Consider the following 24087-nt stretch of genomic DNA (forward strand, 5'->3'; position numbering starts at 1 on the left):
ATCAAGTACTTGTAGCCAGATTGAAAACTATTCACTCCTTAAACTTTTCACCGGATTTGCTATAGCCGCTTTAATAGCCTGAAAACTTATGGTTATTAATGTAATCACAATTGCTACTATAGCCGATATTATAAACACGCCGGGGCCAACACTTATCCTGTATTCATACTTTTGCAGCCAGCCCTGCAAAAAGTATAAAGCAACGGGCGAGGCTATTACACAGCTGATGATCACCAGTAATACAAAATCTTTAGATAGTAAAAACCAGAGCTGACTAACCGTAGCGCCCAATACCTTGCGCACACCAATCTCTTTGGTACGTTGCTCTGCTATATAAGCCGCTAACCCGAAAAGGCCGAGGCATGAAATGAATATAGCCAGCAAGGCGAAAATGCCCGATAGCTTACCCACTAACACTTCCTGCCCGAATTTTCGATTATAATCGTCATCAACAAACCTATAGGTATAAGGGTAAGCGGGATTATATTTAGCAAAAATCCTGTTAAGCTGGTCAATTGCCTGGTGCGGATTGATGTTTGACGATAAGCGATAAATAAGGTTATCCTGCGGAACAGAGCTATATAAAAACATAGTTGGATCGGCTTTGGCAAATGGCGAGAGCATGAGCGCGTCTTTTACAACACCAATGATCCTTAGCTGCCTTCCACCATACTTTATCACTTTACTAATAGGATCTTTTAAGCGCAGGCGTTTTATGGCTGCCTGGTTAAATACCACGTTTTGAGTATCAGAAGCTACATTACCATAATTCCGTCCCGATTGCATTTGCATGCCCAAGGTTTTAAAATAGTCGTCGGATACCGTTATGGTACCCATTTCAACAGTTTCAGCTCCCAATTTACCTGGCCAGTAGTCGATATTATTATGCAGCCAAATATCAGTTGCGGGGCTTGATGATTGTGTGATACTTTGCACTACGCCGCTTTGAAGCAGGTCATTTTTAAGGGCATTGTAATTTTTCCCAAGGTCCGCGTTTGAATAAGTAGTAAGCAAACGACTTATATTATAACCCGATTCTCTGTTTTTAGCAAATTGAATCTGCCTGTAAATTACTACCGTACTGATAATTAAAGCGATAGAACAACTAAACTGCATTACCACCAAAATCTTCCGGGAATATGTTGCCGAGCGACCGACCTTTATAGTTCCCTTTAGCACTTTAACGGGGTTAAATGATGAAAGGTAAAACGCTGGTCTGCTGCCTGCCAGGAGAGCAGTAACCAAAACAAATCCCATCATGATCAGCCAAAACGAGGTACTTTTAAAAGGAATCCCGATGGTAGTACCTGTTAAGGCGTCAAACGGAGCTAATGCCAATTGTACAAACAACAATGAGCACAAAAATGCTATAAATGTAATTAAAGCCGACTCAGTAAGAAATTGAAATATCAGGTTACTACGCTGAGAGCCAATGGCCTTGCGGATACCTACTTCACGCGCACGTTTTTCTGAACGGGCTGTTGTAAGGTTGATAAAGTTTACGCAGGCTATCAGCAATACCAAAATACCTATAATGCTAAAAATTCGGACATATTCAATAAAGCCGCCACTAGCTATGCCATTTTTGTAATCAGCGTATAAGTGCCAGTCTTTTAATGGCTGCATGATCACCTCGGAGTTTTTGGCGTTGATGTTATCTTCGCCCTTCTCCATGTTTTTAATTTTAGGGGCGAGTTGGGCGTAAGTGATCCCGGGCTTTAGCTTTACAAATATGTTAAATCCATTATTCCCAAAGCTATCATGGGCACCTTTCATATACGGATTAGTTTGTTCAAGCAAGCTAAAAGGAATAAGGTACTTAAATTGCAATGATGAGTTTAACGGAACATCATCAACCACACCTGTTACTTTTAAATTAAAAGCATTGTCAACTTTTACCACCTTGTTTATTACGTTGATATCCCCAAATAAAGCAATTGCTGTAGCCTTTGTAAGTACTATGGAATAAGCATCCTTTAATGCCGAACCCGCATTCCCCTGCAGCATACGATAAGGAAAAACCTTTAAAAAATCGCTGCCAACCCGAGGGCCATCCAAGAAAAGTTTTTTATCACCTACCAATAACCCATGCGAGCCAATGCCATCTGTTGGTACAACATATTCAACCTCGGGATAGTTGGTTTTTAATGCGTCGGCCAATTTAAGTGAGGTTGAGCTGAACGTTAAAGTTTCGCCATTGCTGTTAAAATTGCGGCGCACCTGGTAGGCCTGCTCGTAACCGGGCAAAAACTTATCGTATGAGTATTCATTATTAACCCATAACGCAATCAGCAATGCCACAGCCATCCCGGCTGCCAACCCCAATATATTTATTGCGCTGTAAACCTTGCTGTTAACGATGTTTCGCCAGGCGATTTTTAGATAATTCTTTATCATCTCATTTAATCATTTCGTTTCACTTCATTAATGCGTTGAGCTTCCACCCTACCTTTCGCCTTTAACCTTTATCCTTTCACCTTCTCACTACTCGCTCCTCAAACTCTTAACCGGGTTAGCCAGCGATGCCATTACAGACCGGTAACCAACCGTTATGCTTGCGATAATAAATGTTAACAATATAGATTCAAGGAAAATAACCGGACCGATGGTTATGCGGTATTGAAAATCTTTCAAATAATTATGCATGGCCCACCAGGCAAGTGGCGCAGCTATAACGAAAGCGATCAATAACAAAAAGGTAAACTCCTTTCCAAACAACCAAAGGATATTCTTTATTTCGGCACCAAGCACTTTTCGTACACCAATCTCTTTTGTTTTGCGCACGGCCATAAATGATACTAATCCATATAAACCCAAACAGCCTATAACAATGGCAATACCCGCAAAAGCTTCAATCAGCGTAAGTAAAATATTATCCATTTCATAAAACTTCTTAATGCTATCATCTAAAAACTGGTATGAGTAAAAATCTTCGGGGAAGGTTTGGTTCCAGATCTTTTCGAACGATGCCAACGAGGCTTTGGCATTACGCATATTTATTTTGATAGCCACAGTGGAGTAGTTATTAAAATTGGGCATAATGCATATCGGCGAAATTTCTGTATGGAAAGAATAATTATAAAAATCTTTAACCACTCCTACAATAGGTGCCTTGGTAGATTTACCGTTTATGGCCAGTACCTTACCAATAACATCCTGTGGTTTTAAATTTAGTTTTTTAACAAAGGTTTCATTTACCACAAACTCCCGTGTTGTATCTGCAGGGAAAAAATTACGACCTGCAACCAGTTTTAAACCAAATGTCGACAGGTAATTTTCATCAGCTGTTTTGATATTTATGCCCCAGTGTTCATCTTCTGCACGATGATCATAGTTAACACCTGTGGTATTATTTGATTGTGATGCCGGCGGACGAAAGCAATAAGAAACCTTTTCTACACCCTGAACTTCGTTCAGCCTGTTTTTCATGGTGCTTAATTTCACTTTATCGTTTGATGGAACAGGCAATAAAACAATCCCGTCTTTCTTGAAACCAAGATCGGCAGTTTGCGAATAGTGAAGTTGCGATACAATAATGATGGTACCAATAATTAAAACCTGCGAAATAGCGAACTGTGTTACCACCAAAACGCGGCGTAATGAAAAGCCCCCAATATGTTCTTGTGATAGCTTGCTTTTAAGCGCCATTATGGGTTGAAACCTGGCCAATACCAAACCCGGGTATGAACCGGAAAGGAAAACCACTGCGATACCTATTAAAATGATAAAAACAGATAGATCAGCGAGATTAAACTGCATCTCTGACTGGAACAGATGATTTATTGCAGGTAAAGCCACATAGGATATCCCCACAGCCAACACTACAGCTACTACTGTTATTAAAGCAGTTTCGGCAATAAATTGCCAAAAAAGCTGGTAAGGTAAGCTCCCCATTACCTTGCGGATGCCAACTTCTTTTGAGCGGTTAAGCGCTTGTGCTGTTGCCAGGTTTACAAAGTTTACGCACGCAGTAATTATCAGGAATATACCTATAAAAAACAGCGCCCATAAATACTTTTTATCTGCATAGCCGTCAAGCTCGGCATTAAAGTGTATATCGTTAAGGGGCTGAAGTTTAAAAAACCACACTTTCAAGTCGCGGCCTGTGTAATGTTTTTTTACAATTTCCGCCAAAGCTTTCTCAGCCTGCGCTTTGGATACGCCCTTTTTTAGTTTTGTAAATGCCTCGCTGCCGCTGTATACCCCACCCCAATTTTCTTCCCGGCGCTTATCGGTGTACTCATTCATGTTACCATATGATAGATAGATCTGCTGCCTGCGGTCGGTATTGTTGGGCAGGTCCTTTAAAATGCCTGTAATGGTAAAGTTTACTTTATTATCCAGGCGGATCACCTTACCTATAGCATTATCACTCCCAAAGTATTTATGTGCTATTTTTTCGGTAACTATCGCTTCGCCGGGGGCTACCAATACCGTTTTTTTATCGCCTTTCAATAAAGGGAAATTCAATATATCAAAGTACGGGGTTTCGGCAAAAGCCACGCCGTCCTCTTCCTGGAACTTTTTAACCTCGTTGCCTTTGGTTATGGTAATTAAAGGGTTATGAAAATTAATTACCCTTGCCGTTTTTTCGCCCAGTGTAAAATCACTCCTGAAGGTTTTTCCTAAGGGTTGCGGTACACCGTTTGATTTGCCGATGCCATCATCATGCCACTCGGTATACAAGCGAAAAACCCTGTCCTGATCTTTATGGAAAGTATCAAAACTGAGGTGATAGGTTATCAGCGTAAAAATTAAAATACCGCAGGCAATACCCAGTGCCAGGCCAATAACACTGATGGCCGCGTAAGCTTTGTTACGCTTTAAATTTCTCCAGGCAATTTTTATATAGTTCTTTATCATGTTTTTCGTTCAATTAGTAATTAGTTTATTGGTATTTTACTTTGCTCCTGTTAGTGTTTTTATTTCTTGACTCTTATTTCTTGACTCTTGATTCTCATTTCTCCTCCTTATTCACTCCTCAAACTCTTAACCGGGTTAGTCAACGCAGCCTTTATGGCCTGGAAACTAATAGTTATAAGGGTGATCATAATAGCCACCAATCCCGAAAGCATAAATACACCAGGAGCGATGGTAATGCGATATTCATATTTCTGCAACCAGCTTTGTAAAAAATATAGCGCTACCGTCGATGCTATTACACAACTGATGATGACAAGCAGGATAAAATCTTTTGATAATAGCAGCCAAACCTGGGCTATAGAAGCACCCAATACCTTGCGGATACCAATCTCCTTGGTGCGCTGCTCGGCTACATAGGCAGCCAAACCAAAAAGCCCCAGGCACGATATAAATATAGCTAAACCGGCAAACACACCCGCCAGTTTCCCTACCAATACTTCAAGGTTAAATTTGTGGTTGTATTCATCATCAACAAACTGGTAAATAAATGGATAGGCCGGATTATAAGTGTCAAATATTTTATTGATCTTTTTTATGGCATCCTGGGTGTTTACATTTGGCGATAACCTGTACATGATGTTATTGCCGCCCCTGCCATGATTAAAAACTGCAGGCGCAACCGGTGTAAACGGCGATTCCATAAGGGCGTCTTTTACTACACCGATGATGCGTACAGGGCCTTTACTGCCATTCCACATCACAAGCTGGTTTATTGGATTTTTAAGGCCAATTTGTTTTACGGCAGCCTCGTTAAGAATAACGCTGGTTGTATCATCGCTCCATTTGGCAGAAAAATCGTGACCTTCTTTTAAGGTCATCCCCAGGGTTTTAAAATAGTTATCAGATACAGAAATGGCCCCCACATTAACAGCTTCTTCATCGGCGGCCTTACCGGGCCATTTATCAAGCGACATGTGGCTATAAATATTAGTAACAGGGCTTGATGCTGACGCTACACTTTCAACCACGCCGCTACTCATTAATTCGTTTTTAAGGGCTCCATAATTGGTCTCGAGGTCGCCGCTCATATCAGTCATCATCAGTCGCTCGGCGCTATACCCGGTTGGCCGGTTTTTGGCGTACTGAATTTGCTGATACACAATTACAGTGCTGATTATTAAAGCTATTGAGCAGCTAAACTGAAGCACAACCAGTACTTTGCGTGGTAATGATGCCGCTTTACCTATTTTGACACTGCCCTTTAAAACCTGTACAGGATTAAATGACGACAGGTAAAACGCCGGCCTGCTACCCGCTAATAAACCGGTTAACAGTACATATAATAGCATACCGATCCAGAATAAAGGATTTGCAAAAGGTATGGCTATTGAGCTACCTATTACGGTATTAAATGAAGGCAAAGCCAGTTGCACAAAAACTATCGAAAATAAAAATGCGATAAAGGTGATCAGTATAGATTCGGCCAGGAACTGGATAATAAGATCTTTACGTTGTGAGCCGATAGCTTTACGTACACCTACCTCGCGCGCCCGTTTTTCTGACCGTGCTGTAGAAAGGTTCATAAAATTAATACAGGCAATCAGCAATACCAATATGCCAATAATGCAGAACATGCGGACATAATCAATAAAACCACCAACCGGTTTACCCATCTTAAAGTCGGAATATAGATGCCAGTCTTTCATTGCATGCAATATCACCTCCGGCTTTGCAGGTCGCATTTGCACACTGCGCTGGTAAACTATATTCCTTATTTTAGGAGCGATTTGTTCAGCGGTTACACCTGGCTGTAACTCTACGTACATGTTGAACGAGTTATTTGTCCAGGTAGTTCGGGCGTTCTTCATCCAGCCCTCTGTTTGCTCCTTAAAAGTAAAAGGCGTCAAAAAACTAAACTGCCGGGTAGCATTTTTAGGAATATCTTTTATAACGCCGGTAACTTTCAGGTTTTGCTTATTATCCAAACGAATAAATTTATTGATGGGGTCGGCATTACCAAACAACGCTTTGGCAGTTGCTTCATCCAGTATAATAGAATAAGGATCTTTAAAAGCATCCTTAGCACTTCCTTTTACAAATGGATACTGAAATATCTTTAAAAAATCAGGATGTGCTGCCCCTCCTCCAAGGTACAGTTTTTTGGTACCCACCAACAAGTCATGATATTGCCAGCCAACCCAATCCGTTTCGGCAACATATTTAATGCCTGGCACTTCCTTACGCAGCACGTCAGCAAGCGGAATAGCTAAAGCAGCTTGGGTATGCTCTTCGCGCTGAGTAGTAAAATGTAGCTGCACCTGGTATAACTGCTTATAGTTGGGCAAAAACTTATCGTACGAAAACTCGTTGATCACCCATAGGCCTATAATAAGGGCCACAGCCATACCAGCTGCCAAACCCAGAATATTGATAGCGCTATAAACCTTATTGTTTAAAATATTACGCCAGGCTATTTTCAAATAATTCTTTATCATCTCATTTCACCGTTATTAGAGCTTTTGTTTTATTCTTCTCTCTTATGCTTTCTGCCAACTGAAAACTGCCAACTGTCTACTCGCTTCTCAAACTTTTTACCGGGTTGCTTAACGCTGCTTTTATGGCCTGGAAACTTACTGTTGCCAGCGCTATCAGCATGGCCAATACTCCTGCAATTGCAAATACCCACCAATGCATAGTTATGCGGTACTGGTAATTTTGCAGCCATTTGGCAATAGCCCACCAGGCTACCGGGAACGCTATCAGGCATGAAATACCTACCAGCTTTAAAAAGTCTTTTGATAACAAAGCCGTTAAACCAACTACAGATGCACCCAGCACCTTGCGAATCCCTATTTCCTTTATCCTGCGCTCGGCGGTATAAGCGGCAAGACCAAATAAACCTAAACAGGAAATAACTATGGCAAGCGATGCAAAAACACCCGCCAGTTTACTGGTTAGTGTTTCGGTTATAAATAGTTGGTTAAAATCCTCATCAACAAACTTGTATTCAAAGGGATAGCCGGGATTGTTTTCTTTTAAAATATCTCCTGTTTTGGTTAACGCATTTTTAAGGTTTGCACCTGCCTTTAACCTGATACTTAAAACCCTTGTACCTTCGGGGTGATTATACAACAACAGCGGGGCGCCAGATACATACATATCGTTGTACAAAAAATCTTTAATGATGCCGGTTATCGTAAGTGTTTTGTTACTTCCTTCCCTTATTATCCCACCTACATGACCCTCTTTTCCCATTTGCCTGGCAAATGCTTCATTGATGATCACATTATTACTGTCAAGTTTTGGATCGGTATAAAAATCCCGACCTGCTGTAAGCTTCATATCCATGGTTTTAACAAACTGTGCGCTAACATTTTCCCACGTGATCAATGGATTTTTTGACGCATCCTTACCTTTCCATGAATAGTTATCCGTATTATTCCAGATCTGCACCACCGGGTATTCACTCAGGGAGGCTTCCTCAACTAACCCGGATTGTTTTAAATCATTGTATATCCCCGCAAAATGATCTATTAATTTGCCTTGTGCGTTAATATAGATCAGGTTACTTTTATTATAGCCAAGCTCCCTGTTTTTTACATGCTGAATTTGCTGGTAAATCATCACCGTTCCTATAATGAGTATAATAGAAACAGAAAACTGCGTAATAACCAGGCCTTGCCTGATGAAACCGGCACCAGCACCAGATTTTAGTTGGATGCCCTTTAAAACAGTTATCGGGTTAAATGATGATAGATAAAACGCGGGATAACTGCCGGCCAGCAGACCTGTAACAGCCCCTATTGTAACGAGGTAAATTAAATGTGATGACTCAAAAATATGGATAGCAAGCTCTTTTTGTACCAGGTTATTAAATAATGGTAACGTAACATAGATAAAGCCAACCGCTACAATCACGGCTATGAATGCCATGATAACAGCCTCGCCTATAAACCGGCCTATCAGCTTACCCTTACCCGCCCCCATTACTTTACGCACGCCTACCTCTTTAGCACGTTTCTCTGACTGAGCGGTAGACAGGTTCATGAAGTTGATGCAAGCGATAATTAAAATGATAAAAGCTATGGCTGCAAAAAGGCGCACATATTCAATACGACCGCCATCCATTTTACCATTGGTGAAATTGTCATACAGATTCCAATCATTCATGGCAAAAAGAAACGAAGGGGTTTTATTTTCCTTTTTTTTGGTGCCGAGATAAGTAGATAGCTTTTTGTTAACCGCATTAACATCTGCCGATGGTTCCAACTCCACATAGGTGCGGGCCCAGTTGGCGCCCCAATCCTGCATCCAGGGCATTTTATGCTCGATATTTGTTAATGGAACCAGCCAATGAAATTGCAGGGTGGAGTTTTTTGGCAGATCCTTAAATACCCCTGTTACTGTAAAATCCTGCTCATTGTTCATTCGGAGGGTTTTTCCCACAGGATCTGTATTACCGAAAAACTTTTTAGCCATGGTTTCGCTAACCACAACCGAATGTATTTGTTGTAGTGCATTTTCGCTTTTTCCATATATAAAAGGTAAAGTGAGCATTGGCAATATTTCCGCATCGGCATAACTACCGGGCTCATTAATTACCTTATCGCCAAGTGAAAATAACTGATTATCACTACCTGCTGTACGAGCCGCGTTTTTTATACCGGGAATATCTGCCTTTAAAGCCTTGGCCATAGGCCCCGGGGTAGCGCGAAATGTAGATATTTTGCCATTATAGGTCTGGTTTTCAAATATGGTGTACAGGTTGTTCCGCTTCTCAAAATTATGATTAAAGGTCAGTTCATCCTGCACCCACAAAAATATCATAGACGCGCAAGCAATGCCTATAGCTAAACCGGCAATATTTATACTTGAATAGGCCTTGTGCCGCACAATATTTCGCCAGGCAATTTTGATATAATTTTTGACCATATTATCTGCAGATTTTGACACATAGTTTAAAACATATACCAAAACATTAAATACCTAATAATCAATACATTAACATAAGTTAACAATGCAAATGTGTGCGTAAGTGTAACAGTGAGTGTACGGTAATGTTACAACCGTGAAAGGTGAAAGGTGAATCAACCAGGCAAAAACTTTTCACCCTTTACCTTTCTATTTAACCTAAAAGAACCTTTTACCTTTCGCCCTTTACCTTTCACCTTAAAGTCACTCATTTCTGAGGCTATTTACCGGGTTGGCCATGGCAGCTTTTAGTGATTGGTAACTAACAGTTGCAAAAGCAATAAGTATGGCAATAGTTGCGGCCAGTGCAAATACCCACCATTGAATATCTATCCGGTAAGCAAAATCCTGCAGATATTTGCTCATCATAAACCAGGCAATTGGCGAGGCCACCACTACGGCAATAAGTACCAGCTTAATAAAATCTACAGAAAGTAAGGTTGTAATACTGGTTACCGATGCGCCCAACACCTTGCGGATCCCTATCTCTTTGGTACGTTGAATGGTGAGCAAAGAGATCAGCCCGAGCAAACCCAAACAACTGATGAAAATAGCGATCACCGTGCTGGATGTGATAAGTTTGTTCAGCAGATCTTCCTTCTGATAAAAATCGGCAATCTGCTCATCAAGGAAATGGTATTCAAAAACATTATCAGGAAATACAGATTGCCATACCTTTTGTACCTGTGTCAAAGCTTCGGCACGGTTTTTCATATCTATTCTGATACCGGCATATTGATAAGCGCTACGGAAGGAACTGATGTAGGTTGGCTCAATTACCTTATATAATGATTTGGCATGAAAATCTTTCACTACGCCAACTATTGTACCGGGCTTATCGCTAAGATCGCCGGCAGTAAATTTATGGCCAATAATTTGTTGCGGATCTTTTACGCCTAATTTTTGTACCAACTGTTCGTTTACCAAATATTCCTTAGCTGAGTCGGCCTCTGAGATGTTTCTGCCCGCAATGATATGGAGACCGAAAGTTTTGGCATATCCGGCGTCGCCCATTACGGTACGGCCTACAAACTTTTCCCATTCCCGGCCGTCGTATTTTATTGATCCGCCTTTATCTGCTGTTGATGATGGCGCCCGGTAACAAAAAGATACCGCACTGATACCCGGATTGGCCAGCAGCTGGTTACGCAGGAAATCTGTTTTGCTCTTGTCAAAATCGGGCAGTGGCAGCATAATAACTCCCGTTTTATTGAAGCCCAGGTTGGCCGTTTTAAGATACCGCACTTGCATAGTAACAATGATAGTGCCTATAATGAGTACCTGCGCAATAACGTTTTGAATAACGATTAAACTTTTGCGGCTAAACCCTGCAGATTGCGACTGCCCGCCTACCTGGTTCTTCAAAGCGTTCACAGGTCTAAACCGACTCAATATTAAGGCGGGGTAAAAGCCTGCGGCCGTAGTAATCACCGCCAATAACAAGGCTATGTAAACAAACAGCACTTCATCATGCGCAAAATTAAATGTAAGCGTTGTTTGCAGCCAGGAGTTTAAAACAGGTAAAAACAGCCATACCGATAAAACAGCCAATAAACCGGCAGACAAAACGATTAACGAAGTTTCGGCCATGAACTGGATAAATATAGCAGATGGCGTGCTGCCCAAAACCTTGCGGGTGCCAATCTCTTTAGCCCGTTTAAAACTTTGAGCGGTTGCCATGTTGATGAAGTTAACACAGGCGATGACTATAAGCAATAGGCCCACAATACCCAACGTAGTTAACAACGATTTCTGTATCACACCGCTATACCTGCCATCAAAATGAACTTCGTTTAAAGGCTGCAAGAGAAAATAATAGGATTTTGTTACCTCTTTTCCAGCGGCTTTGACAATGGCTGCCTCCACGGTTTTTGGGGAAAGATTATCCGGCAACGATAAGAACACCACATTACGGGAGTCTACCCAATACCAACTATTCTGAAAATCCTTTTCAACATCAGGATAAAGTGTTTTAAGCGAAGTAAGCGATAAAAACATATCGCACTTAAAGTCAGTATTATCTACATTATCCTTTAGTACTCCGGTTACATTAAAATTGTATTTATTATCAAGACGGATTACCCGGCCGACTACATCATCCGTACCAAAATACTTTTGAGCAAGTTTGTGGGTGATAACAGCGTTGTCTGGATCGTTAAAGGCAGTTTTTACATTTCCGTTAAGCCAGGTATAATTAAGTATATTAAACAAATGGCTATCGGCAAGTCCCACGTTCTCTTTTTCATAAAATAGGTTTCTGCCTGTGCCATTACTTTGTGGTACAGCAACAGTGAATGATCTTTTCTGAACCAATACCGCCGCATCCTTTATCTGTGGTAATTCAGTTTTAATGGCCCGGGCCAAAACCATTGCCGCATCGCGTTCATACAAGGTAGTGCCATCTTCGAGATGTATCTGCGTAACTATTTTATATAGCGATTTTGCATTGTGATGGTAAGTATCAAAACTGAGGTGATAGGTAATAAATTGAAACAATATTATACTACAGGCTACCCCCAATGATAAACCGAAAATATTGATGAGCGTATAAAATTTATGCTTCAATAAATTACGCCAGGCTATTTTAAAGTAGTTTTTGATCATAATATTTACTTTATACGATGATAGCTAAAACTCTTTAAATGAGAAGTTAAAATGTGTTAAAAAGGCTAAAGGCTAAAGGCTAAAGGCTAAAGGCTAAAGGCTAAAGGCTAAAGGCTAAAGGCTAAAGGCTAAAGGCTAAAGGCTAAAAAAATAGCGATGGTAAAACCATCGCTATTTTTTTAGTTAATTTCCAGAAAAGCTTTCTGCTTTAAGCCTTACGCTTTCTGCTTTTTACTCACTCCTCAAACTCTTAACGGGATTAGCCACTGCCGCCTTTACTGTTTGAAAGCTTAGCGTAAACAGGGCGGTTAATAGCATACCCGCTCCACTTACAGCAAATATCCACCAGCTTATTGTTGTACGGTCGGCAAAATTTTCCATCCATTTATTCATGGCGTACCAGGCAGCAGGCGTTACTATTACAAAAGCCAGTACAATCAATAATACCAGCTCGGTTGAAAGCAGTCTTACTATTTGAGCTACAGATGCACCGAGTACCTTACGTACTCCTATTTCCTTAGTACGCAGGCTGGTGGTATACATGGCCAAACCTAATAAACCTAAACAACTGATAAAGATTGATAGGCCGGTTGCCCAGGTAAGTAATGTGGAGGTATGTTGTTCCTGGTCATAAAATTTGGCGATATCGGCGTCAAAAAAGTGATAATCAAAATCTTCTTCAGGGTATAATTGTTTCCAGGCAGTTTCTATGCTGCTGATGGCTTTCTTCCATTCATTTCCTCCTGCGGTTTGTGGTTTTAAGGCTATGTGAAAAGTACGGTTTCCAAACCTGTTCCCCGGTATCAAAATGCTTAGGGGCTTAATAGGAGAATGTAACGACCTCTGGTAAAAATCTGCAGCAACTCCAACAATTTCAATTTTATGGTTGTCGTAGTCCAGCATCTTACCGATGGCATCGGCGGGGTTTTTAAAGCCTAATACCTTTGCATATGTATTATTAATAATAAGGGCTTTTGCCGAATCAGCCTGCCTGATATTGCGGCCGGCCAGCAACCTGATATGATAAACCGATATATAATTTTCGTCGGCATATTTTTGCTGAACATCCGTTTTTATTTCTTTCCTGCCGTCTTTGTAGGTAATCTCGGTGCTATTGGTATTGCCAGACGATGGCGCGGGGCCGCCAATGCTTATCATATCTACCTGTGGAATGCCAGCCAGTTTGTTTTTAAACACTTGTTTCAGGCCGTCGTGTTTATTCTTAAACGGAATGGTAATATTCACGATAGCATCTTTTTTAAAGCCGAGGTCTTTATGCAATGCATAGTAAATTTGTTTGCTTACCAGTATAGTAGCCATGATAAAAAACTGCGCTATTATGAACTGCATAACCGTTAACGATTTACGCAACACTGCGTTACGGGTTTTACTTGACCCCGACTGAGCCTGGTTTTTTAGCACCAGCACAGGCTTATAAGCGGATAGCACCAATGCCGGATAAAATCCGGAAAGTAAGGTTACTATAAAAGTAAGTGCAACCAGGAACAAAATTAAGCTGCTTTGGCGTATATAATCAATCGTTACCTCCTTTGGAATAAAATCTTTGAATAATTTAAGTATCACCGGAGCAAGGCACATGGCTATAATTACCGCGAAAAGAGTTACAAGGAAAGTTTCGCTTAAAAACTGACTGATAAGCTGACTACGGGTACTGCCCATGGTTTTGCGGATACCTATTTCCTTTGCCCGCTGTGAGGCCTGGGCTGTAGTAAGGTTTATAAAGTTGATACAACCCAGTACAAGTAAAAATGAGGCGATAACCAGCAGGCCATATAACGTAGTCTTGTTGGCAATACGCCCGTTATCAAAATTACTGTAGTCTTTGTTAAAATGCAGGTCATTTAATGGCTGCAGATGAAACAGTTGTTTATTCCCGGCATTCTCTTTCTTTGGTGGATCATGTTTTTTGAGCAACACATTTAGTTGCTTCTCTACATTGGCAGCATTCACGTTATCGGCAAGTTTAATAAATAATGACGATGCCGAAGTTGTGCTGCCCCATTCGGTTAATTGCATATTCCCCTTCAGATCGGCATTGCTGAGGCCGGTGCTGTATGATATAAAATTGCGAAAGTAAAAATCTGTGTTTTGTACAGGTGTTTGTACAATTCCTGTAACAGTTGTTTTAATAGTATCAAAAATTACAGTTTTACCAAGTACCTGGTTATAGGGTATATTCGGGAAATAAATTTTAGCCTGGTCTGAAGTAATGACCAATTTATACGGCTCATTTAATGCGCTTGAAGGAGAACCGGCTAACCAGTGGTATTTAAACAAATTGAAATAGCGGCCATCTGCAAGTACCGCATCGCTCTGGTTTTTAAATTTAACAGGAACATGGGCCCCTGCTTTCGGTACAAACACATCTGTTTGGTATAATGCAAAAAATGGCACCACATCTTTTACACCAGTAACTTCCGATTTGACGGCACCTGGAAGGGGGCCTGTTACTCCGCTGTTATAACCCACTTCGCCCGAAAAGGAATACTCGGTAACTACACGATAAATTTTATCGCCATCCTGGTGAAACTTATCAAACGTAAAATCAAAATTTACAATAACATAAATTACCAATGCGGCGCTAATACCAATGGATAAACCCACAATGTTAATCAGCGTAAATAGCTTATGCCTCCCGAAATTACGGAACGCGATTTTGAAGTAGTTTTTTATCATGACTGAAAATTAAATTCTAAACTCTAAATCCTAAATTTTAAAAATCCTAAAACCCTGCAAATAACCAATGAGTAAATCATTCGCTTCTCAAACTTTTTGTCGGATTAGCTATAGCTGCTTTAACCGTTTGGAAGCTGGATGTAATCAAGGCCGTTAACAGCATCCCTCCTCCGCTAAGCACAAAAATCCACCAGCTGATATTGGTATGGTCGGCAAAACTTTCCATCCATTTATTCATGGCATACCAGGCTAGTGGGGTAACCAGCACAAAAGCCAGCGCTATAAGCATTACCAACTCGGTGGATAACAGGGTAACAATTTGCGAAACGGTGGCACCTAATACCTTACGTACACCTATCTCTTTAGTACGCTGATTGGTATTATGAATGGCTAAACCCAATAACCCAAGACAGCTGATAAATATAGATAATCCTGTTGCCCAGCTTAGTAAGGTGGAGGTATGTTGCTCCTGATCATAAAATTTGGCAATGCTTTCATCAAAAAAGCGATACTCAAAATCATCCTCGGGATAAATTTCCTTCCAGGATGCCTCCATTGCCGAAATAGCTTTTTTCCAGTCACCGCCACCGGTCGATTGTGGTTTTAGCGCGATATGAAATGTACCGTTGTTGTAATGATTGTTCTCTGTTAAAATAGCTATAGGCTTAATGGGAGCATGTAATGATTCTGCATGAAAATCGGCCACAACACCCACAATCTGCATTTTTTTATCTCCATTAAAGTTATCAATGTATTTACCCACAGCCTTATGCGGATCTTTAAACCCGATGAGTTTAGCATATGCATTGTTGATAACAAAGGCTTTTGAGGTATCGCCCGGCTGCAGGTTACGTCCTGCTAATAATTTGATTTTGTAAACGTGGATATAGTTCTGGTCGCCATATTTTTCATTCAGTTCCATTTTAATTTCCTTTTTACCATCCCGGTAAGTTGCCTCTGTTGAGTTGCCATTGTTTGACGACGGCGCATCTTTACCCATACTAACCAGCTCTACCTGCGGCAGTGCGTTTAGCTTATTCAAAAACACCTGGTTACGGCTGGTAGTACGGTTTTTCCACGGAGAGTTTATGATAATAATGGCATTTTTTTTAAGGCCGAGATCTTTATGCAACACATAATAAATCTGTTTGCTCACCAATACCGTTGCCATGATGAAAAACTGGGCAATAACAAACTGTGTAACCGTTAATGATTTACGCAGCCAGGCGTTACGGGTTTTGCTGCTATTGCTTGCAGCCTGGTTTTTAAGCACCAACACAGGTTTATACCCCGATAACAAAACAGCCGGGTAAAAGCCCGATAAAATGCTTACTACAATAGTTAACAGTGAAAGAAAAACGATCAAATCCGGTTGGCCCAAAATATCCAGCTTTATCCCCTGGGGAATAAAATCTTTAAAGAGTTTTAGTATCGCCGGGGCCAGCATGGTTGAAATGATTACTGCAAACAAGGTGATAAGGAATGTTTCACTTAAAAATTGAACAATCAGTTGTACCCGGCTGCTTCCCATTGTTTTACGGATCCCTATCTCCTTTGCCCTTTGTGCCGCTTGTGCCGTAGTTAAATTAACAAAATTGATACAGCCCAATAGCATCAAAAACAGTGCTATAGCCAGCAAGCCATATAGGGTTGTTTTATTGGCTGTACGCCCGTTATAAAATGTTCCGTAAAGCTCATTAAAGTGCACATCGTTTAGCTGTTGTAAAGCAAAACTGCGGGTATTGCCCTTGTTTGAGGGTGTTGGCGGATTATGTTTTTTTAGTATCTCGTTTAGCTGCTTTTCAACATGCGCAACTGTTGTATTTGGAGATAGTTTGATAAAAAGCTGCGAGGCCGGAGTTGTACCACCCCAATGTTCGGGCCTTAATTCGTTTTTTAACGCGTTGTTATTTACCGCCGACGAATAAGATATAAAATCTGAAGAAGCAAAGTCGGTATTGCCCTTTAGTGGTTCAACAATACCTGTAACTGTTGTACTCAATGTATCGTACATCACTACCCGCCCCAGCATCTGGTTATAAGATAATTTAGGAAAGTATTTTTTTGCCTTATCAGTAGTAAGCACTACCTGGTTGGGCCCAATAAATGCTGTATTTGCTTTCCCCGCGAGCCATGTATAGTTAAAAAGCTCAAAATAGCGTTCGTCGGCCAATACAACGTTATCCTGGAGCTTGAATTTAACAAGAACGCCAGACTTAGCCGGTACAAGCACATTAGGTTGATACAGGCTGAAAAACGGGGCAACAATTGCAACGCCGCTTACTTCTGTCTTTACAGCCTCGGGCAAAGGCCCGCAAACACCGCGGTTATATGCTGGTTCGCCGGCATAGGTATAATTAGAAACTATCCGGTAAATCCGGTCGCTATCTTTATAGGATTTATCAAAAGTAAAATCAAAATGAACGATCAAATAAATAACCAATGCCGAACTTATGCCAATGGATAAACCAATGATATTAACGAACGTGAAAAATTTATGCCGCCAAAAGTTGCGTAAGGCTATTTTAAAATAATTCTTTATCATCTCTTTTTAGTTCATTAGTGGTATTGTTCATTAGTTTTTAGCATTTGTCTTTAACACATCAGCCTCAAACAAGACCAATGAACCAATGAACAAACCTATTCACTTCTCAAGCTCTTAACCGGATTTGTTGTTGCTGCCTTGATCGATTGAAAGCTGATGGTTACAAAAGCGATTATCACCGCTATGATACCTGCCATCACAAAAACCCACCATTGGATGCTGATGCGAAAGGCAAAATCAAGCAGCCATTTACTCATGGTATACCATGCTATCGGCAGGGCAATTACCGAGGCAATAAGCACCAGTTTTAAAAAATCCCTGGATAGTTCGGTTACAATTTGCGGAATGCTGGCGCCTAATACTTTGCGTACGCCAATCTCTTTAACCCTTTGTGTAATGGTAAATGCCGACAAGCCGAATAATCCCAAACAAGCTATAAATATGGCAATGAACGCAAATATGGTAAACAGGGTGCCCTGCTGTTGTTCACTATCATACAACTTTTGAAATTTTTCATCCAGAAAGGTGTATTCAAAAGGCGTTTCAGGCTGATATTTTTTCCAGGTTTGTTCCAATGTATTGATGGCCGACCGAACATGGGCGCCATCAATTTTTATAGATAGTTTGCTATAATTACTATTGGCGAACGATGGCATACGCATTAACAACGGAATGATGTTTTGGTGCAGGGATTCGAAATGAAAATCATTGACTACGCCAATAACCTTTCCTTTTACACCGCCATAGCTTATTTCCTTACCAATGGCGCTTTCCGGAGTTTTCCAGCCAAGTACCTTTGAAGCAGACACATTTATTACATAATTGTTGGTATCGGTACCAAACTCTTTTGAAAAATTACGACCGGCGGCCATTTTCATGCCGTAGGTTGGAATAAAGCCATAATCTGTATTGATATACTTAACGTCGGCTTGAACAGCTTGTAATGTACCGCCTTGCATAACAGATATCCCCTGATCATCCAATAGACGACCAGACGGAATTCTTGAGGAGCGGCCGATGTCTTTTATCGTCCCTTCCTTCATTACCGCATTTTTAAAAACCTCAAACTGACTGGGGTTAAAATAATTGCCTATGCTAACAATGTGATCCTTGTTAAATCCCAATGATTTTTGTTGCATGTACCTCAATTGCTGAAATACAATGGTTGTAGCAATAATTAAGATGATAGAAATAGAAAACTGCAAAACCACTAATACCTTGCGGAAAGATATATTACTTGACCCCACCTTTAACATACCCTTTAAAACTTTTACCGGCTTAAAGGATGACATAAAAATAGCCGGATAAATACCACTGATAATACCAATTACAAATGGCAACATAACAATGGATATGATAATTTGTGGCTGCAATAGGCTATCAAAGGAGAGTTGAAGTCCTGAAAATTTATTAATAAGCGGCATAATGAGCCAGGTAATAACTAAAGCCAAAATCAGCGAGAAAACAGTAATAAGTACCGATTCACTCAAAAACTGCGTAATGATCTCTTTTTGCTGAGCCCCTATTACCTTACGGATCCCGATCTCTTTTGCTCTTAATGTGGAGCGGGCCGTTGACAGGTTCATATAGTTAATACAGGCTATGAGCAGGATAAACAGCGCGATTGCCGAAAATATATAAACACGTTTAATATCACCGTTCTGTTCCAATTCATCGTCAAGGTGCGAGTAAAGATGGATATCCAGCAGCTTCTGAAAATGTAGTTTACTAAATTTCGATTCCCGGTAATTTGCAGGCTGCCCCGGAAAGTGAACATACTTATCCAAAAAAGCCGGGAACTGTGAAGCTACATGGTCTACATTATAACCTTTAGGAAACAGCAGGTATGTAAAAAATGAGTTATTGCCCCAGTTGGTCTCCAGCCCTTTTTGCCCATAAACTACGCTATCTCTTAAAGTATTAAAAGACAGCAGCATCTGCGGGTGAAGTTGCGCATTCTCTGGAAATGATTCATATATGCCCGTAACCTTAAAATTATATTGATTATCTACCCTAAACTCCTTGTTCATCGGGTCTTCATTACCGAAGTATTTATGAGCCATCTCCCGGGTCATCATTACACTATATGGTTCCTTTAATGCGCTTTTAGGATCACCGGCAACAGTTTTCACGCTAAAAAAATCAAAAAAGTTCTCATCAGCAAAATAAGAATCCTTTTCATTTATAAGTTTACCCTTATAGCGGATGGTTACACCGCGGTTGGGCAATATGCGCGTAACCTTTTTAATATCCGAAAACTCGTTTTTAAGCAAGGGCGCAAACGGCGGCGCTACAGCCCCCAAGTGCAGATTATCAATACCATCGGCCGTATTAAAGCTTCGCGTAACGCGGTAAATATCGTTGGCGTTATTGTTAAACTTATCATAGCTCAGCTCATTAATAATATACACCAGAATAAGCATACAGCAGGCTAACCCAACGGTTAATCCAAAAATGTTGATGAACGAAATAAATTTGTGCCGGGTGATGTTACGCATAGCACTCCGTAAATAATTTCTAATCATAATAATATCGTTAAATTCTAAATCCTAATTTTTAAACTCTAAACCCCAAACTCTAAATTCTAATTGCTAAATCAAGTTCCCTTTTAAATGAACCAATGAACTTATTCGTTCCTCAAACTCTTCACCGGGTTTGCCAAAGCAGCCTTTACCGATTGGAAGCTGATAGTTATTGCCGCCACCAATACAGCTATACAACCTGCTAATAAAAATACCCACCATTGTATACTAATACGATAAGCAAAATCCTGCAGCCATTTATTCATAGCATACCAGGTAATAGGGAATGATATCAGCGACGCGATTACGATCAGCTTTAAAAACTCTTTAGAAAGCATGGTAGTAATACTCCCGGTTGATGCCCCTAAAACTTTGCGGATACCAATCTCTTTAACCCGCAGCCTGATCATAAATGCTGCCAGGCCAAACAATCCTAAACTGGCTATAATGAGCGCTATAAAAGCAAATACAGTGAATATTTTACCGGTTTGCTGTTCAGCCGCGTAAAGTGATGCAAATTTCTCATCAAGGAAAGAATAGCTAAAAGGAAGATCGGGTTTAAAATTATCCCATTGAGTCCTCATACCAGCAATCAAAGCCTTAATATCCTTTGTTTTTACTTTAACCATAACCGAGCTTATGGTATGGCCATTTAATAACATCAGCGGTGCAATTTTTTGCTTGGCAGATACATAGTGAAAATCCTTAACTACACCCACCACCGTATACTGAGCCCTTGCCGAACGGACAATAGTTTTACCTATCGGGTCGCTTTTACCCCAGCCAAGATCACGTACCAGGGCCTCGTTAACTACAACAGCCATGGAGTCGCCGGGATATGAGGGATAGAAATTCCGGCCTTTTACAACTTTGATGCCCAGCGTAGGTATATAACTTTCATCAACATGAAAAATATCGGTGTGAATTTCGGCATGGCCGCCCTTGTCATTAAATTCCTTTGCATCTATCTGGGTGCCATCAATGCCGCCGCCTGTACCCGGAACGCTGCTGGATATGGTTGCATTGATCACCTGCGGATTACGAAGCAGCTCCTGCTTAAACGCGTTGATATTATTGCGTAGCGAATAAGTTTCATTAATTACCAAAACCTGGTCTTTATCATAACCCAGTTTTTTATTTTGCATGTAATGCAATTGTTGGTAAACTACAAATGTGGCAATGATAAGTGCGGTGGATACAGCGAACTGGAAGACAATAAGTCCGCTGCGCAAATAATTTTTGCTCACTGCTTTTGTATTACCTGTGCCTCCCTTTAACACACTAATGATCTGGAAACCCGACAAAACAAAGGCAGGATAAATCCCGGCAATTACGCCTACTACAAATGATAGTAAAAGTTCAATTACTATAGCTTTATAATTAAGGAAAAAGCTCATTCCTATTTGTTTGCCTGCCAGATCATTAAACAATGGCAAAAGCAGGTAAACAATAGCAACAGCAAATATCATGGCTCCCAAAGTGAGTAATACCGATTCGGTAAGGAACTGAGAAATAAGCCCGCTTTTTTCAGATCCTAATACCTTACGGATACCAACCTCTTTGCTCCTTTTTGCCGAGCTTGCAGTGGATAGATTAGTAAAATTGATACAGGCCAGCATGAGTATAAATATGGCCAATGCAGCAAAAATGTACACATAATGAATATCCCCGTTTGCCTCTATCTCGTATTTGGTGGCTGAGTGTAAATGAATATCAGTTAAAGGCTGTAAATAAAACAGAAAAGTATTTACCGATTTACTGGCCTCGGCTGTACTTATGTTCATATCATGGGCTATTTCGGGCACTACAAACTTTCTGACCAGGTCATTGGGAAAAGCAGCTTCGAGCTTTTTTGGATCGGCATTTTTATTTAAGCGGATATAGGTAAAAAATCCAATGTTGCTCCAGGTTTGGTTTCCCTCCCTTACATATTTATTCATGCTAAAAAACGCATCCCCATGAAAATGAGAGTTATCAGGCACTTTATCAATAAGCCCCGTAACTTTGTAAGGTTCCCCGTCAACAAGTAATGATTTACCTAACGCAGGTTGATTGCCAAAATACTTTTGCGCAAAGGCTTTGGTAATTACTACGCTATAAGGCTCTTTAAGACATGATTTGATATCTCCATCAACCAATGGGATCGAAAACATCTGCAAAAAGTTAGGGTCAACCATTTGCAGGTGCTCTTCTTTAAATTTCTTTCCATCATATTCTATAAATGATGGCTTATGGCCGGTTAGCCTGGTTATTTCCTCCACCTGCGGATACTGATCTTTTATTCCTTTAGCTACCGCTACATCTACATTTGGATACTCGCTCACTCCGGCGTTTTCAACCGTTTTAACGCCAACGCGATAAATCTGGTCGGCGCCCTGCGGATACCGGTCATAGCTTAGTTCACTGTAAACGTAAGCTGTGATCAGCATGCAGCAGGCCAATCCAACCGAAAGACCAAATACATTGATAAAAGAAAATATTTTATTGCGCTTTAAACTGCGCCAGGCGGTTTTAATATAATTTTTAAGCATCATGATGTAATTACATATGATGCTGTTTAAAATACATACCAATTATTTAATAAATTGATAATCAATTATTTAAATAATTAAATAGTTTGCAACTGTACGCAGGCGTAACAGTGGGTGTACGTTTACGATACAGTGTAAAAAAAAGCGAAAACTTAATACAGAAAGCTAACGTTGATTACAAGAACCAATACATTATTACATAATAGCATATTCACTAAACACAAAGGACCTGTCGTGTTCAACAACAGGCCCCCTTTGCGTACCTAATTACTTTATATAGATCTTAGTTAAGATTAAGATTAATCCGATTGCCCCTGATTACCACAGATGAACCGCCACCGTTTAGTTTGCCTTCAATTTTTTCTTTTTCTTTAGTTCCGCTAAAGTTGGAGGTGAAGTTTGCTTCTACCCTATCGGCACGCAAATCAAGGTCAAAACCTTGTTTTGATGGAAGCGACAAATCAACATGGCCACTAACATCAACTTTAACATATTTGCCAACGCTGTTAAATTGTGCATGAAAACTGCCGCCGCTTGTAGATGCGTCAAGTGCGCATGCCAGGTTGGTAAGATTGATGCTACCACCCGAGGTTCCTGTTTTAAATTCTCCGGCTATGTTATTTGCATTGATGCTGCCGCCGCTTGTATTTGCATCTATAGTGCCTTTTAAATCGGTAAGGCGTAATGAACCACCAGAAGTTTCCAGGTGAATTTTACCATTGCAATTGGTGGCCTCAATGCTGCCACCGCTGGTTTCAAGGTTGATATCGGATCCGGAGTTGCTTACATGAATGCTGCCGCCAGATGTTTCGCCTTTAATAATGCCGGTTAATTTGTCAACATGTAAGCTGCCGCCACTGGTTTCAAATTTTTCGTTACCCGATAAATTATCCATGTGGATACTGCCACCGCTGGTATTCAGGTTTGTATTAACCTGTTTTGGTACAAATACTTTAAAGCCAATACTTAAAGAGTTTTTCCAGTTTGAGAAATTGTGCTTGTTTTTGGCAGTTGCATGAACTTCGCCACCGGTAACCGTAACACTCAACTCATAGTTTTGCAGGCGTTTTTCTATTTCTTCTTTTGATATGCTGCCAATAACATTGTTTCCCTGGATATAAACCTCCACACGAGGCGCTTCTCCGGCTGCACCGCTTACGCTTATGCTGCCTCCTGATGTATTAACAAATACGTCTTTTATAGCATTCCCTGATAAGGATTTTGTCATGTATGGCGTTTTGGAGTCCTGCGCAAAAACAACACAGCTTTGGCAGGCCACAAAAAATAACAGTAAGTGCTTTTTCATAATGTTTTAGTTTAGTTTGTTGATAAGACGACAGGTGCGGAACATACG

The 24087-nt window shown here is 40.6% G+C and carries 10 protein-coding genes; all 10 read right to left on the bottom strand.

Features of this window, described 5'->3' with window-relative positions; genetic code table 11:
* Positions 1–27: 27 nt before the first annotated feature.
* A complete protein-coding gene (locus tag AC1D0K_RS02115; RefSeq protein ID WP_477398257.1) occupies positions 28–2397 on the bottom strand; it encodes an ABC transporter permease in 2370 nt (789 codons plus the stop codon).
* 87 nt (positions 2398–2484) lie between these two features.
* The gene (locus AC1D0K_RS02120; protein ID WP_477398255.1) at positions 2485–4863 is read right to left on the bottom strand and encodes an ABC transporter permease; all 2379 of its coding nucleotides are present in this window, start codon (positions 4861–4863) and stop codon (positions 2485–2487) included.
* Positions 4864–4970: 107 nt separating this feature from the next.
* On the bottom strand, positions 4971–7358 hold the full coding sequence (locus tag AC1D0K_RS02125) for an ABC transporter permease (RefSeq protein WP_477443528.1): 2388 nt from the start codon (positions 7356–7358) through the stop codon (positions 4971–4973).
* Positions 7359–7434: 76 nt separating this feature from the next.
* Entirely contained in the window at positions 7435–9795 is a 2361-nt protein-coding gene (locus AC1D0K_RS02130) for an ABC transporter permease (RefSeq protein WP_477443527.1), read from the bottom strand.
* Between the two features lie 243 nt (positions 9796–10038).
* Positions 10039–12438, bottom strand: a complete 2400-nt coding sequence (locus AC1D0K_RS02135) for an ABC transporter permease (RefSeq protein WP_477462986.1) — start codon at positions 12436–12438, stop codon at positions 10039–10041.
* A gap of 231 nt (positions 12439–12669) precedes the next feature.
* The gene (locus AC1D0K_RS02140; RefSeq protein WP_477442907.1) at positions 12670–15135 is read right to left on the bottom strand and encodes an ABC transporter permease; all 2466 of its coding nucleotides are present in this window, start codon (positions 15133–15135) and stop codon (positions 12670–12672) included.
* 76 nt (positions 15136–15211) lie between these two features.
* Complete coding sequence (locus AC1D0K_RS02145; protein ID WP_477442909.1) at positions 15212–17680, bottom strand: ABC transporter permease; 2469 nt, start codon at positions 17678–17680, stop codon at positions 15212–15214.
* Positions 17681–17775: 95 nt separating this feature from the next.
* Positions 17776–20205, bottom strand: coding sequence for an ABC transporter permease (locus AC1D0K_RS02150; RefSeq protein WP_477442911.1), 2430 nt, complete (start codon positions 20203–20205; stop codon positions 17776–17778).
* A 101-nt stretch (positions 20206–20306) separates the two neighbouring features.
* Complete coding sequence (locus tag AC1D0K_RS02155; protein WP_477397981.1) at positions 20307–22736, bottom strand: ABC transporter permease; 2430 nt, start codon at positions 22734–22736, stop codon at positions 20307–20309.
* A gap of 280 nt (positions 22737–23016) precedes the next feature.
* Complete coding sequence (locus tag AC1D0K_RS02160; RefSeq protein WP_477397983.1) at positions 23017–24039, bottom strand: DUF4097 family beta strand repeat-containing protein; 1023 nt, start codon at positions 24037–24039, stop codon at positions 23017–23019.
* Positions 24040–24087 lie beyond the last annotated feature (48 nt).

The sequence above is a fragment of the Mucilaginibacter sp. P1_A3 genome, from assembly GCF_056406855.1.